The organism is Flavonifractor sp. An82 (genome assembly GCF_002159265.1).
Lineage (GTDB): Bacteria > Bacillota > Clostridia > Oscillospirales > Oscillospiraceae > Flavonifractor.
In genome coordinates this window covers 111,374-126,259 of the sequence record NZ_NFHG01000005.1, presented here as the reverse complement: position 1 = coordinate 126,259, position 14,886 = coordinate 111,374, and the positions used below count along the sequence as shown (strand labels likewise).

Annotated in this window: 8 protein-coding genes; 6 read left to right on the top strand and 2 right to left on the bottom strand. The window is 62.4% G+C overall.

Features of this window, described 5'->3' with window-relative positions:
• Positions 1–23: 23 nt before the first annotated feature.
• Together rpoC and rpoB are read right to left on the bottom strand one after the other, a co-directional pair.
• A complete protein-coding gene (rpoC, locus tag B5G34_RS07740; protein WP_087335814.1) occupies positions 24–3,812 on the bottom strand; it encodes a DNA-directed RNA polymerase subunit beta' in 3,789 nt (1,262 codons plus the stop codon).
• 22 nt (positions 3,813–3,834) lie between these two features.
• Positions 3,835–7,545: a DNA-directed RNA polymerase subunit beta gene (rpoB, locus tag B5G34_RS07735; RefSeq protein ID WP_087335812.1), complete on the bottom strand. Its 3,711-nt coding sequence runs from the start codon at positions 7,543–7,545 to the stop codon at positions 3,835–3,837.
• Positions 7,546–7,897: 352 nt separating this feature from the next.
• Between rpoB and B5G34_RS07730 the strand changes: the two genes are divergently transcribed.
• The 6 genes from B5G34_RS07730 (at position 7,898) to rpsL (ending at position 14,723) form a co-directional block, all read left to right on the top strand.
• On the top strand, positions 7,898–9,244 hold the full coding sequence (locus tag B5G34_RS07730; protein ID WP_087335810.1) for a sigma 54-interacting transcriptional regulator: 1,347 nt from the start codon (positions 7,898–7,900) through the stop codon (positions 9,242–9,244).
• Between the two features lie 212 nt (positions 9,245–9,456).
• Positions 9,457–11,040: an amidohydrolase gene (locus B5G34_RS07725; RefSeq protein WP_087335807.1), complete on the top strand. Its 1,584-nt coding sequence runs from the start codon at positions 9,457–9,459 to the stop codon at positions 11,038–11,040.
• A gap of 46 nt (positions 11,041–11,086) precedes the next feature.
• Positions 11,087–12,310 (top strand): M20 family metallopeptidase, encoded by a 1,224-nt coding sequence (locus tag B5G34_RS07720; protein ID WP_242956925.1) that lies wholly within the window; start codon positions 11,087–11,089, stop codon positions 12,308–12,310.
• 50 nt (positions 12,311–12,360) lie between these two features.
• On the top strand, positions 12,361–13,752 hold the full coding sequence (locus B5G34_RS07715; RefSeq protein WP_087335806.1) for a TIGR00366 family protein: 1,392 nt from the start codon (positions 12,361–12,363) through the stop codon (positions 13,750–13,752).
• A gap of 231 nt (positions 13,753–13,983) precedes the next feature.
• Positions 13,984–14,226, top strand: a complete 243-nt coding sequence (locus B5G34_RS07710) for a ribosomal L7Ae/L30e/S12e/Gadd45 family protein (protein ID WP_087335804.1) — start codon at positions 13,984–13,986, stop codon at positions 14,224–14,226.
• Positions 14,227–14,300: 74 nt separating this feature from the next.
• Positions 14,301–14,723, top strand: a complete 423-nt coding sequence (gene rpsL / locus B5G34_RS07705; RefSeq protein WP_087187743.1) for a 30S ribosomal protein S12 — start codon at positions 14,301–14,303, stop codon at positions 14,721–14,723.
• Positions 14,724–14,886 lie beyond the last annotated feature (163 nt).

Sequence of the window (14,886 nt, the reverse complement as noted above, 5' to 3'; positions counted from 1 at the left end):
ACGCCCCCCAAAAAGCCTTGGGATCAGAAATCCGCGCTGTCGGTCAGAATGGTCTCCTCCACCTCAGGAGCAACGTCGGTCACCTCGGCGCTCTCCTCTGCGGTCTCACCGCTCTGGGCGGTGCCCTCGTCGTCCATCTGGTCGTACTTGCGGTACATGGACAGACCGGAGCCGGCGGGGATCAGCTTACCGATGATGACGTTCTCCTTCAGGCCCAGCAGGTGGTCCACCTTGCCCTTGATGGCGGCCTCGGTGAGGACCTTGGTGGTCTCCTGGAAGGAGGCGGCGGACAGGAAGGAGTCGGTGGCCAGAGAGGCCTTGGTGATACCCATCAGCAGGCGGGTGCAGGTGGGCAGGCGCAGCTCGATGCCGTCGTTGGTCTCGCCGGCGTCAATGCGGGCCTGGACGGCCGCCTTGGCGTCCTCGAACTCAATGAGCTCGATGGTGGAGCCGGAGAGCAGATCGGAGTCGCCGGCGTCCTCCACCCGGACCTTGCGCATCATCTGGCGGCAGATGACCTCGATGTGCTTGTCGTTGATATCAACGCCCTGCTGACGGTAGGGCTTCTGCACTTCCTGGATCAGGTAGTCGTACACGGCGTGGATGCCGCGGACACGGAGCACGTCCTGGGGATAGAGGGCGCCTTCGGTGAGGGCGAAGCCCTTCTCCACCACGTCGCCGTTCTTCACCCGCAGGCCGGCATAGGGCAGCATATAGGTGACGGTCTCGCCGTCGTCGGCGGTGATGGTCAGGTTGCACATGGAGTTGCGCTTGGCCTCCTCCAGGGTGACCTTGCCGCCAACCTCGGCCAGCTGAGCCATCTTCTTGGGCTTACGGGACTCGAACAGCTCCTCAACACGGGGAAGACCCTGGGTGATGTCGCCGCCGGCCACGCCGCCGGTGTGGAAGGTACGCATGGTCAGCTGAGTACCGGGCTCACCGATGGACTGGGCGGCGATGATACCAACGGCCTCGCCGGCGCCCACGGGCTCGCCGATGGCCAGGTTGATGCCGTAGCACTTGGAACATACCCCGCTGCGGGCACGGCAGGTCAGCACGGAGCGGATCTTCACCTGGTGGATGCCATGGGCCTCCAGCACAGCGGCGTCCTCCGCCTTCAGCATGGTGTGGTGATCGAAGAGGACCTCGCCGGTCTGAGGATCGCAGATGTCCTCCACCGGATAGCGGCCCTTCAGGCGCTCGCCGAAGGTTTCGATGACCTGGCCGTTCTCCACGATCTCGCTGACCATGATGCCGTCGTCGGTGCCGCAGTCGTCCTCACGGATGATGACCTCCTGGGACACGTCCACCAGACGGCGGGTCAGGTAACCGGAGTCGGCGGTACGCAGAGCGGTATCAGCCATACCCTTTCGGGCGCCTCGGGAGGAGATGAAGTACTCCAGCACGGACAGACCCTCACGGAAGTTGGACTTGATGGGGATCTCGATGGTGCGGCCGGAGGTGTCGGCCATCAGGCCGCGCATGCCGGCCAGCTGACGGATCTGAGCGGAGCTACCACGGGCGCCGGAGTCGGCCATCATCCAGATGGGGTTGTAGCGGTCCAGGCCGGCCATCAGGGCGTCGGTTACGTCCTTGGTGGTCTTCTCCCAGGCCTCAACTACCAGACGATAGCGCTCGTCGTTGGTCAGGAAGCCGCGCTTGTACTGGCGCTCGATCTTGACGATCTCCTTCTCAGTAGCCTCGATGAGGCCGTACTTCTTCTCGGGGATGGTCATGTCGTAGATGGAGACGGTCAGAGAGCCGCGGGTGGAGAACTTGTAGCCCTTGGCCTTGATGGTGTCCAGCACGCCGGCGGAAACGGTGAAACCGTGCTTGACGATACACTTGTCGATGATCTTGCCCAGCTGCTTTTTGCCGGTAACGAAGTTGATCTCGGGCTCAAACATCTGCTCGGGATCATTGCGGTCCACGAAGCCCAGATCCTGGGGAATACCCTCGTTGAAGATCAGGCGGCCCACAGTGGTGCGCACCAGCTTGTAGCGGGTCTCGCCGTCCACCTCGGCGGAGCGGCGGACCAGGATGGGCACATGGAGCTCCAGCTCACCCTCGTCGTAGGCCAGACGGGCCTCGGTATCGCTGCCGAAGACGTGGAGCACCTCACGGGGCAGCTGGCCGTCCTCGGTCTCGGCGCAGATACCGGCGTAGGTGGGGATGTCGTCCAGAGCACCGGGGTTCTTCACCCAAACCAGATCGCCGGGCGTCAGGGTGCCGGCGTCCAGGGCGGCCTTGACGGCGGCGACGTCGTCATAGGTCTCCTCGGCGGTATGCTCGGCGTACTTCTCATAGGTCAGGTAGTAGGAGCCCAGCACCATGTCCTGAGTAGGCACAGTGACGGGGCCGCCGTCCTGAGGACGCAGCAGGTTGTTGGCGGAGAGCATCAGCACCCGGGCCTCGGTCTGAGCCTCGGCGGACAGAGGCACGTGGACGGCCATCTGGTCGCCGTCGAAGTCGGCGTTGAAGGCGGTACACACCAGGGGGTGCAGCTTGATGGCGCGGCCCTCCACCAGCACGGGCTCGAAGGCCTGGATGCCCAGGCGGTGCAGGGTGGGGGCGCGGTTGAGCATGACGGGGTGGTCCTTGATGACAAACTCCAGGGCGTCCCACACCTCGGCCTTGCCCTTGTCCACCATCTTCTTGGCGGACTTGATGTTGTTGGCCAGACCGTCCTCCACCAGCTTCTTCATGACGAAGGGACGGAACAGCTCGATGGCCATCTCCTTGGGCAGGCCGCACTGATAGATCTTCAGCTCAGGGCCGACCACGATAACGGAACGGCCGGAGTAGTCAACACGCTTGCCCAGCAGGTTCTGACGGAAACGGCCCTGCTTGCCCTTCAGCATGTCGGATAGAGACTTCAGGGCGCGGTTGTTGGCGCCGGTGACGGCGCGGCCGCGGCGGCCGTTGTCGATCAGGGCGTCCACAGCCTCCTGCAGCATGCGCTTCTCGTTGCGCACGATGATGTCGGGGGCGTTGAGCTGGATCAGGCGCTTCAGACGGTTGTTGCGGTTGATGACCCGGCGATACAGGTCATTCAGGTCGGAGGTGGCGAAGCGGCCGCCGTCCAGCTGCACCATGGGGCGCAGCTCGGGGGGAATGACGGGCAGCACGTCGATGATCATCCACTCGGGCTTGTTGCCGGAGATACGGAAGGCATCCACCACTTCCAGACGCTTGACGATGCGGGCCTTCTTCTGGCCGGAGGCGTCCTTCAGTTCGGCGCGGAGCTGGACGGAGAGTTCCTCCAGATTGATGTCCTGGAGCAGCTTCTTCACGGCCTCGGCGCCCATGCCGGCCTCAAAGTCGTCCTCGTACTTCTCCCGCATGTCGCGGTACTCCTTCTCGGAGAGGATCTGGTTCTTGGCCAGGGGGGAGAAGCCGGGATCGGTCACGATATAGCTGGCGAAGTAGAGCACCTTCTCCAGGATACGGGGGCTGATGTCCAGCAGCAGGCCCATCCGGGAGGGGATACCCTTGAAGTACCAGATGTGGGACACGGGGGCGGCCAGCTCGATGTGGCCCATGCGCTCACGGCGCACCTTGGCCCGGGTGACCTCAACGCCGCAGCGGTCACAGACCTTGCCCTTGTAGCGGATCTTCTTGTACTTGCCGCAGTGGCACTCCCAGTCCTTGGTGGGCCCGAAGATGCGCTCGCAGAACAGGCCGTCCCGCTCAGGCTTCAGGGTGCGGTAGTTGATGGTCTCAGGCTTTTTGACCTCGCCGTAAGACCACTCGCGGATCTGCTCCGGGGAGGCGATGCCGATTTTAATGGCGTCAAACTCAGCGTAACTCATATTTCTGCTCGACCTCCCTCAGTTATTCCATATCGTCGCCGTCGGAGTAGTCGTCCGACTCGTCGTAATCGTCGCTGTCGTCCTCGATCTCCACAGCCAGGTCGTCATCGTCGCTGCCCTCCTTGAGGGTGTAGCCCGCGGCGGCAAAGTCGGACTCCCCGCCGGCGTTGTAGCCGTAGAAGTCGTCGTCATCGTCGCGGAACCTGCCGGGCTGATAGGTATCCTCTTCGTCGTCCTTCAGCTCGATCTCGTTGCCCTGGTCGTCCAGCACCTTCATATCCAGGCACAGGGACTGCAGTTCCTTGACCAGAACCTTGAAGGACTCAGGCACGCCGGGCTTGGGCACGTTGTGGCCCTTGACGATGGACTCGTAGGTGCGCACACGGCCGGTGACGTCGTCGGACTTGACGGTGAGGATCTCCTGCAGGGTGTAGGCTGCGCCGTAAGCCTCCAGGGCCCACACCTCCATCTCGCCGAAGCGCTGGCCGCCGAACTGGGCCTTGCCGCCCAGAGGCTGCTGGGTGACCAGGGAGTAGGGGCCGGTGGAACGGGCGTGGATCTTATCGTCAACCAGGTGGTGCAGCTTGAGGAAGTAGACGTAGCCCACGGTGACGGGGTTGTCGAACCGCTCGCCGGTACGGCCGTCGTACAGCCAGCTCTTGCCGTCGGGGCGCAGGCCGGCCATCTTCAGGGTCTCGGCGATGTCCTTCTCGTCGGCGCCGTTGAAGACGGGGGTGGCAACCTTCCAGCCCAGGGTCTTGGCGGCGTAGCCCAGATGGACCTCCAGCACCTGACCGATGTTCATACGGGAAGGCACGCCCAGGGGGTTCAGCACGATGTCCAGGGGGGTGCCGTCGGGCAGGAAGGGCATATCCTCCTGGGGCAGAATGCGGGACACAACACCCTTGTTACCGTGACGGCCGGCCATCTTGTCGCCCACGCTGATCTTACGCTTCTGGGCAATATAGACACGGACCACCATGTTGACGCCGGGGGACAGCTCGTCGCCGGCCTCGCGGGTGAAGACCTTCACGTCCACGATGATGCCGCTCTCGCCGTGAGGCACCTTCAGGGAGGTGTCGCGGACCTCGCGGGCCTTCTCACCAAAGATGGCGCGGAGCAGACGCTCCTCAGCGGTGAGGTCGGTCTCGCCCTTGGGGGTGACCTTGCCCACCAGGATATCGCCGGCACGGACCTCGGCGCCCACGCGGATGATGCCCCGCTCGTCCAGATCCTTCAGGGCGTCGTCGCCCACGTTGGGGATGTCGCGGGTGATCTCCTCGGGACCCAGCTTGGTATCCCGGGACTCGGTCTCATACTCCTCGATGTGGATGGAGGTGAACACGTCCTCCTTGACCATGCGCTCGTTGAGCAGGATGGCGTCCTCGTAGTTGTAGCCTTCCCAGGTCATGAAGCCCATGAGGATGTTCTTGCCCAGGGCGATCTCGCCGTTGGAGGTGGAGGGACCGTCCACGATGACCTCGCCCTTCTCCACCCGCTGGCCGGCGGACACGATGGGCCGCTGGTTGATGCAGGTGCCATGGTTGGAGCGCAGGTACTTGGTCAGCTTGTACTCCTCCACCCGGCCGCTGTCGTAGCGGACGGTGACGTACTGAGCGGACACCTTGGTGACCACGCCGTCCTCCTCTGCCAGGATGGCGACCTCGGAGTCCACACAGTTCTTGTGCTCCTGGCCGGTGGCCACGATGGGGGCCTCGGTGGTCAGCAGGGGCACGGCCTGACGCTGCATGTTGGCGCCCATCAGAGCACGGTTGGCGTCGTCGTTCTCCAGGAAGGGGATCATGGCGGTAGCGATGGAGAACATCATCTTGGGGGACACGTCCACGTAGTCCACCTGCTCGCGATCCACGTCGATGATCTCGTTGCGGTGACGGCAGGTGATACGGGCGTTCTTCAGGCAGCCGTTCTCGTCCAGAGGCTCGGTAGCCTGGGCGATGGTGAATTCGTCCTCCATATCGGCGGTCATATACTCCACCTGATCGGTGACCTTGCCGGTGGCCTTATCAACCTTGCGGTAGGGGGCCTCGATGAAGCCGTACCGGTTGATGCGGGCGTAGGAGGCCAGGTAGGAGATCAGGCCGATGTTGGGACCTTCGGGGGTCTCAATGGGGCACAGACGGCCATAGTGAGAGTAGTGAACGTCTCGCACGTCGAAGGAGGCACGGTCACGGGACAGACCGCCGGGGCCCAGAGCGGACATACGGCGCTTGTGGGTCAGCTCGGCCAGGGGGTTGGTCTGGTCCATGAACTGGCTCAGGGGGGAGGAGCCGAAGAACTCCTTGATGGCGGCGGTGACAGGGCGGATGTTGATCAGGGACTGGGGGGTGACGATGTCCAGATCCTGAATGGTCATGCGCTCACGGATGACACGCTCCATGCGGGAGAAGCCGATGCGGAACTGGTTCTGCAGCAGCTCGCCCACGCAGCGCAGACGACGGTTGCCCAGGTGGTCAATGTCGTCGGCATTGCCCACGCCGTGGGCCAGGCAGTTGAGGTAATTGATGGACGCCATGATGTCGTCCACAATGATGTGCTTGGGGATCAGGTCGTCCATGCGGTCCTTGATGGCGTCCTTCAGCTCCTCGCCGGAGTAGTTCTGCAGCAGCTCCTGCAGAACGGTGAAGCGCACCTTCTCGGTGACGCCGCACTCGGCGGGATCGAAGTCCACAAAGCCGGCCATGTCCACCATGTTGTTGGAGAACACCTTCAGCTGCACGCCGCCGTCCAGGTCAAGGATGGCCTCGTTGACGCCCTTGGCCTCCAGCTCACGGGCCCGCTCACGGGTGAGCACTTCGCCGGGCTCGGCCAGGATCTCGCCGGTCATGGGGTCCACCACCGGCATGGCCAGCTTCTGGCCGGACAGACGGGTCCAGATGGACAGCTTCTTATTGAACTTATAGCGGCCCACGGCGGACAGGTCGTACCGGCGGGGGTCGAAGAAGAGGGCGTTGAGCAGGCTCTCGGCGGAGTCCACCGTGGGGGGCTCGCCGGGACGGAGCTTGCGGTAGATCTCCAGCAGGGCCTCCTCATAGGTCTTGCAGGCGTCCTTCTCCAGCGTGGCCACGATGCGGGGATCGTCGCCGAAGAGATCCAGGATCTCCTGGTCGGTCTTGGGACCCACGGCCCGGATCAGGCAGGTGATGGGGAGCTTGCGGTTCTTGTCGATGCGGACATAGAAGATGTCGCTGAGATCGGTCTCATACTCCAGCCAGGCGCCGCGGTAGGGGATCACGGTGGTGGCGTACACCACGTTGCCCGCCTTGTCCTCGGTACGGGAGTAGTAGATGCCGGGGGAACGGACGATCTGGGAGACGATGACGCGCTCGGCGCCGTTGATGACGAAGGTACCGGCCTTGGTCATCAGGGGGAAATCTCCCATGAAGATCTCCTGCTCCTTCATCTCGCCGGTCTCTTTGTTGCGCAGGCGCACCCACACCTTGATGGGGGCGGCATACGTGGCGTCCCGGGCCTTGCATTCCTCCACGTTGTACTTGGGAGGCTCATCCATGGAGTAGTCGATGAAGGAGAGCTCCAGATTGCCGGCATAGTCGGTAATGGAGGCCACATCCTTGAAGACCTCCCGCAGGCCTGTCTCCAGGAACCACTTGTAGGAGTTCTTCTGCACCTCCAGCAGGTTGGGCATCTGGAGGATCTCTTCATGGCGGGCAAAGCTTTTGCGGAGGGTCTTGCCGAAGTAGACGTCCTTGACCATCGTAGAAAAAACACCTCGATTTCATTGTCTGGAGCCGCCGCCCAGGGGGAGCGGCCCCGGCTCATGCTGCTGCTTTCCGTCAAACCATACAAAAAGGGCGGTGGAGCACCGGGAGTGAACACCCGGGTGCGTGGATAAAAACACGATGATTTCCTCTTGCGCTTTCCGCCCTGCTGTGTTAAACTGACCACACAGTGGGGTGGAATGGGTAAACGCAGTCAGGAAGTTAAGAGCGTTTTAGTATACCATGGAATCACTGGAAAAGTCAACGGTTGTCTGATAAGAATCTGGAGAAATCCAGATTTTTTTCATATCTAAGCAAGGAATGGGGCCGGGAACAGGGGGGCATGGGATGGACGAGAAACCGATTACAGAACAGATTGCCGAGGTGATCCGCCTGTGTGAGGATACCGACGGGCTGCTTATCGCCAACCAGGACGGCATTGTGGAATTCCAGCGGGTTTTTGTGGACAACCTGTGGAAATCGGGGGAGACGGTGGGGCTGCACATTTTTGAGCTGTACCCCGAGCTGGACGAGGAGAGCAGCACCATTGTCCAGGCCCTGAGGACGGGGAAGGCCACCTATAATGTCCTCCAGGACATCAACAACCGGCGGGGCGAGCGGGTGCTGCTGGAGTCCACCACCATCCCTATTGTGGTGGACGGCCGGGTGGCCTGTGTGGTGGACTCCTCCAAGTTCCACTCCATCGACCAGCGGATCATCCGGGGAAAGGGGGGCATCTCCACCCTGGACCGGATCATCACCCAGGACCCGGCCATGCTGGCTCTGAAGGAGCGGGTCCGGGACGTGGCGCCCCTGGACTCCTCGGTGCTCATCTACGGCGAGACGGGCACCGGCAAGGAGCTGGTTGCCGAGTCCCTCCACAGTGAGGGACGCCGCTCGGGCAAACCCTTTGTCTCCCAAAACTGCGCCGCCATCCCCTCCAATCTGCTGGAGAGCATCTTTTTCGGCACGGAAAAGGGCAGCTACACCGGGGCACTTACCCGGAAGGGCCTGCTGGAGGAGGCCGACGGCGGCACCCTCTTTCTGGACGAGATCAACTCCATGGAGATCAGTCTCCAGGCTAAATTATTAAAGGTATTGGAGGAGAAGAAGGTGCGTCGCCTGGGCGGCAGCCGGGACATTCCCTTCGACGTGCGCATTGTGGCGGCGGTCAACGAGGAGCCCGCCCAGCTCATCAAGGAGCACCGCCTGCGGGAGGACCTCTACTACCGGCTGGGGGTGGTGCGCATCACCCTGCCGCCCCTGCGCAAGCGGAAGGGAGACATTGCCCTGCTGACCCGCCATTTCATTGAGCGCTACAATCAGAAGATGAAGCGGGATATCCGGGGCATCAGCGAACAGGCCCTGCGCCGCCTGGAGCAGTACAGCTGGCCGGGCAATGTGCGGGAGCTGCAGAACGTGGTGGAGGGGGCCTATGTCTCTGCCCGGTCTGAGATGCTGATGGTGGACCACATGGCGGACACTCTGGACCAGGGGCTGATGGACCTGGAAGAGGGGCCTGCTGACGGTGATGCCATCGGGGAGGGCTTTTCTCTGCCCCAGGCTCTGGAGCAGTATGAGCGGGAGCTGGTGCGCAAGGCCATGGCCCAGTCCACCTCCATCTCCCAGGCCGCCCGCCTGCTGGGGGTGTCCCGGCAGAATCTGAAATATAGACTGCAAAAATTTGACCTGTAAAAAATTTTGCGCCGCAAAAAATCTTGCGCAGTGATAAGGCTGAAACAGTTCATAGAAAACCGTTCTGTTCGTCTTGGGAAGAGGGAAAAAACCCCCTGATTCCGGCACAAAAGACGGACAGAACGGCTTTTTTTATGCCCTCTGATCAAGTTGGTATTGGGCTTGCATGTTAAGTGGGCAAAACAAAGCAACGGCAAGAAAGGAAGATGGATATGAGAAAACTTCGCTACAACGGCGCAGTTACATCTATGGATGGATCCATGAACCGCTACGAGGCCATCGGCACCCAGGACGGCAAGATCGTGTTTCTGGGAACGAACCAGGAGGCCCTGAACCAGCAGTGGGACGAAAAAGTGGACCTGAAGGGGGCCGCGGTGCTGCCCGGCTTCAACGATACCCACATGCACCTGCTCCACTACGCCATGTTCCGGCGGAATGTGCCTCTGTTCGGGGTAAAGACCATCGACGAGGTGGTGGAGCGCTGCAAGGCCCGCATGGACGCGGAGCACCCCGACTACCTTATTGGCATGGGCTGGAACCAGGAGACCATGGAGGAGGGACGGCTGCTGACAAAAGAGGATATGGACCGGATCTCCACTGAGATCCCGGTGTGCATGCTGCGTACCTGCATCCACATCGCCGCCTGCAACACGGTGATGCTGGAGAAAATCCGTGCCCTGAAGAACGTGGAGCCGGAGGTCATGGCTCTGGTGGACTTCGAGAATGGTATCCTCCGCGAAAACGCTGCCCGGCTCTATATGGATGTGCTGCCCCAGGCAGACGACGCCTATGTAAAGCAGCTGATCCGGGAGGGCCAGAAGGAACTGAATGCCGCCGGCATTACCTGCGTCCACTCCGACGATCTGATGGCCATTGCCGGCATGGACCCCATCCGGCTTATCGGCATTTACCGGGAGATGGAGGCCGACGGAGAGCTGACCGTGCGGGTTTACGAGCAGTGCCTGGTGGAGCCGGAGGACTTTGAGAGGTTGAAAGATGTGCGCAGCGACCCGGCCGACCGCACCAGCCTGTTCCGCACCGGCCCCCGCAAGCTGCTCCAGGATGGCTCCCTGGGTGCCAAGTCTGCCGAGATGATCGACGGCTATGTGGACGAGCGGGACAACCACGGCATTCCTATTTATACAGAGGAAGAGCTGTGCCGCCGCATCCAGGCAGCCCACGTCATCCATATGGACGTGGCGGTCCATGCTATCGGCGATCTGGCGCTGAAAAAGGTGTGCGACGCCATGGAGCAGGCGGAGGGGGCCAACCCCTGGGCGGACCACCGCCACGGCATCGTTCACGCCCAGACCACCACCCCCGCGCTGCTGGAGCGGATGAAGGCGCTGGGCCTCCAGGCCTATATCCAGCCCATCTTCATCGACGCCGACATGAACATCATTGCCGAGCGAGTGGGCGAGGAGCACGCCAAGGACTGCTACAACTGGAAGGCCATGCTGGACCTGGGCCTGCATGTCAGCGGCGGCTCCGACTGCCCGGTGGAGCCCTTCAACGTGCTGGACAATATGCGCTCCGCCATTACCCGGCAGAACCGGACAGGCACCAAGACCTATCTGCCGGAGCAGGCTCTCACCGTGGAACAGGCCGTCCGACTCTTCACCTCCGATGCAGCTTGGCCCAGCCGGGATGAGGCCGTCCGGGGCACCCTGGAGACCGGCAAGCAGGCCGACCTGGTGGTGCTGGACCAGGACCTGTTCGCCATCGACCCGGACACCTTCCCCCAGGTGAAGGTGCTGGAGACCGTCCTCAACGGCAGGACGGTATATCGCGCCTGAGGGCGCGCCGGAACGCGCGTGAACGCGGGAAAGGAGCGTTTTTGATATGAAAGAGATGCTGGAAAAGGCCAGGGCACTCCAGGAGCAGATCGTGGCCGACCGCCGCTGCCTCCACCAGATCCCCGAGGTGGGCGTGTACACCCCCAAGACGGCGGAGTACGTGAAGAAGCGCCTGACGGAGCTGGGCATCGACCACCGGGACTGCGGCGTCCACTCCGCCGAGGACCGGGAGAAGATGGTGTTCGCCGGCTACCCCGACGCCCCCACCTCCACCGGCGTGGTGGGCGTCATCGGCAGGGGCGGCCCCTGCATCCTCCTGCGGGCGGACATGGACGGCCTGCCCATGGAGGAGACCACCGGCCTGGACTTCGCCTCCCAGGGGAACACCGCCCACATGTGCGGCCACGACGCCCACGCCGCCATGCTGCTGGGGGCGGCCCAGATCCTGAAGGACATGGAGGATGAGCTGCCCGGCACCGTGAAGCTCATGTTCCAGCCCGGCGAGGAGATGGGTTACGGCTCCCGCACCATGGTGGAGGACGGCCTGCTGGAGAATCCCAAGGTGGACGCCGCCATGGCCCTCCACGTGGGGCCCCAGGTGGAGGTGGGCAGGCTGGACTACTCCCCCGGCGTGGCCTCCGGCGCCATGGCCACCTTCATCATCAGCATCCAGGGCAAGGGCGGCCACTCCTCCGAGCCCCAGAAGACCATCGACCCGGTGAACATCGCCACCCAGGTGTGCTCCGCCCTGAACATGCTCATCCCCCGGGAGGTGGACCCCGAGGCCTTCGCCACCATGACGGTGGGCGCCCTCAACGGCGGCCACGCCTCCAACATCATCCCCGACACGGCGGAGATCATGGTCTCCTTCCGCACCCTCAGCCCCGAGGCCTATGACCACCTGATCGAGCGGATTCCCGAGATCCTGGACCACTACGTGGCGGCCTGGCACGGCACCTACACCACCCGGGTGCTCAAGACCCCCAGCACCGTGTGCAACCCGGAGTTCTCCGCCGAGCTGGTGCCCTTCGTGGAGGAGATCCTGGGCCAGGGCAACGTGAAGCCCGTGCCCCCCATGAAGGGGGCCGAGGACTTCGGCCACGTGACCCGGCTGGTGCCCGGCTTCTACGCCTTCATGGGCGCCGGCGCTCCGGACCACTACCCCCTGCACAACCCCAACATGGTGCTGGACGAGAGCGCCCTCCCCCTGGGCGCCGCCATCCTGGCCAACTGCGCCGTGGAGTGGCTGAACAAGCACGCGGATAAGTAAGCACACCCCTCCGGCCATGCCGGAGAACACGCTTGAGGAGGTTTTTGAGAATGGGTAACACTCTGGAAAAGAAAAAGAGAGGCTTCAGTCTCCCCCACGTGTACATCGTCATCCTGGTCCTGATGCTGATCATCACGGCCATGACCTACATCATCCCCGCCGGCACCTACGCCCGCGACGCCAGCGGCGCGGTGGACCCCAACAACTTCACCTACATTGACCAGACCCCGGTGGGCTTCCTGCAGTTCTTCACCTCCCTCCACCAGGGCATCGTGGAGAGCTCCAACATCATCGGCTCCGTGCTGCTCATCAGCGGCTGCATCCAGATCATCAACATGACCGGCGCTTTCTCCGCCGGCATCCAGGCCATGATCCAGAAGACCAACGGCAAGGCCATCGTCATGGTGGTGGTGTTCTTCACCCTGTTCACCGGCCTGGGCGTCATCGGCTATCTGGACGCCCTCTATCCCTTCTATCCCATCATCATCTCCCTGTTCATCACCCTGGGGTATGACAAGATGGTGGGCACCGCCGTCATCATGCTCTCCAGCGCCGTGGGCTTCACCTGCGGCATGGTCAACCCCTATACCACCGGCGTGGCCCAGACCCTGGTGGGCCTGCCCATGTACTCCGGCATCGGCTTCCGCGCCGTGGGCCTGGTGGTGTTCTACATCATCGCCCTGTTCTTCCTGCTGCGCTACTGCATCAAGATCAAGAAGGACGCCAAGAACAGCATCATGGGCGAGAACTACCTGGAGGAGCAGACCGCCCCCATGGAGTTCGAGAAGGGCCTGGCCTTCGACGGCAAGCGGGTGATCCTGATCGTCCTCTTCCTGGCCACCGTGCTGCTCACCGTGGTGGGCTCCCTCCAGTGGGCCTGGGGCCTGCCTGAGATCGCCGCCATCTACTTCCCCGTGACCATCATCGGCGTCATCCTGTTCCGCATCAACCCCTCCCAGGCCTGCGTGGAGTTCGGCAAGGGCATGGCCGGCACCATCGCCCCCACCATGGTCATCGGCTTCAGCCGGGCCGTGTCCGTCCTCCTCGCCGAGGGCAACATCACCGACACCATCATCCACTCCGTGTCCGGCGTGCTCCAGGGCCAGAGCCCCATCATCACCCTGCTCATCATCTTCCTGTTCGTCACCGGCTTCAACTTCTTCGTGGCCTCCGGCAGCGGCAAGGCCGTGGTCATGATGCCCATCCTCCAGCCCCTGGGCCAGGTGCTGGGCATCAACCAGCAGGTGCTGGTGCTGGCCTACCAGTACGGCGACGGCTTCACCAACACCTTCTGGCCCACCGCCGCCCTGCTGCAGCTCTCCCTGTGCGGCATGGACTACGGCCGCTGGTTCAAGTTCGCCTGGAAGGTCTACGCCTGCCTGATCGCCTCCGGCTTTGTCCTCATCGTCATCGCCAACCAGATCGGCTACGGACCCTTCTGAGCCTTCCTTATAGTACTCCCCAACCAGGGGCGGCGTGCCGTGGGTACGCCGCCCCTCGGCATTCCGACGGGAAACGCCCCGAAACTGTTGGAAAATCCAGTGATTTTCTGATTGACTTACATTTTGGGGTATGATATAATCCGGAATTGCGCAGGTATGCCTGCGGAAGGGAACCGACGGGCCGGAAAAGCCCGGAACTCCCGGGATATCAAGGAACGGGAGGCATACCCAATGCTGACACAACTCAAACAGGGCGCCAAAGTGGTGGGGGTCAAGCAGACCCGCCGCGCCATCGACGATGGCCGGGCCGCTGTGGTCTTCCTGGCCCAGGACGCCGATCCGGCGGTGACCGCCCCGGTGGAAGCGCTGTGCGCTGAGAAGGGCGTTCCTGTGGAGCAGGTAGCGCAGATGAAGGAGCTTGGCTCCGCCTGCGGTATCGCCGTGGGCAGCGCGGTGGCCGCGCTGCTGCACTGATTTGGTTTTAACGGTATAATTTCTGATTATTCCGTTAAAATATATTTCTCAGAAACAAAGAAAGGAGGAAAACCATGCCTACGTTTAACCAGCTCGTTCGCAAGGGACGTGAGGCCGTGACCTACAAGTCCAATTCTCCTGCTATGCAGAAGGGCCTGAACACCCTGAAGAACCGCGAGACCGACCTGCCTTCTCCCCAGAAGAGAGGTGTGTGCACCGCTGTTCGTACCTCCACCCCGAAGAAGCCTAACTCCGCGCTGCGTAAGATCGCCCGTGTGCGTCTGACCAACGGCTACGAAGTGACCGCTTACATTCCCGGTGTTGGTCACAACCTGCAGGAGCACTCCGTGGTCATGATCCGCGGCGGCCGTGTTAAGGACCTGCCCGGTGTTCGTTACCACATCATCCGCGGTACTCTGGATGCCCAGGGCGTTGCCAACCGCATGCAGGGCCGTTCCAAGTACGGCGCCAAGCGGCCCAAGGCCGGCAAGAAGTAATTTAAACCATTACTTCCAATCACGCTGCAAGTTTGCAGCCGCATGAATCGAATTAACGCGCAATCGCGCAAGGCAGTTGTCCTTGCAGAAGCGTTTCCTATAGATATAGGGATGTTTTCCTGTGAGGCACTGGACAAGCAGGCACTTGTCTTACACGGGGGCG

Excerpts from the sequence above, each read along its gene's own strand:
- rpoC (WP_087335814.1), bottom strand. The coding sequence starts at position 3,812 with ATGAGTTACGCTGAGTTTGACGCCATTAAAATCGGCATCGCCTCCCCG.
- rpoB (WP_087335812.1), bottom strand. The coding sequence starts at position 7,545 with ATGGTCAAGGACGTCTACTTCGGCAAGACCCTCCGCAAAAGCTTTGCC.
- B5G34_RS07730 (WP_087335810.1), top strand. The coding sequence starts at position 7,898 with ATGGACGAGAAACCGATTACAGAACAGATTGCCGAGGTGATCCGCCTG.
- B5G34_RS07725 (WP_087335807.1), top strand. The coding sequence starts at position 9,457 with ATGAGAAAACTTCGCTACAACGGCGCAGTTACATCTATGGATGGATCC.
- B5G34_RS07720 (WP_242956925.1), top strand. The coding sequence starts at position 11,087 with ATGAAAGAGATGCTGGAAAAGGCCAGGGCACTCCAGGAGCAGATCGTG.
- B5G34_RS07715 (WP_087335806.1), top strand. The coding sequence starts at position 12,361 with ATGGGTAACACTCTGGAAAAGAAAAAGAGAGGCTTCAGTCTCCCCCAC.
- B5G34_RS07710 (WP_087335804.1), top strand. The coding sequence starts at position 13,984 with ATGCTGACACAACTCAAACAGGGCGCCAAAGTGGTGGGGGTCAAGCAG.
- rpsL (WP_087187743.1), top strand. The coding sequence starts at position 14,301 with ATGCCTACGTTTAACCAGCTCGTTCGCAAGGGACGTGAGGCCGTGACC.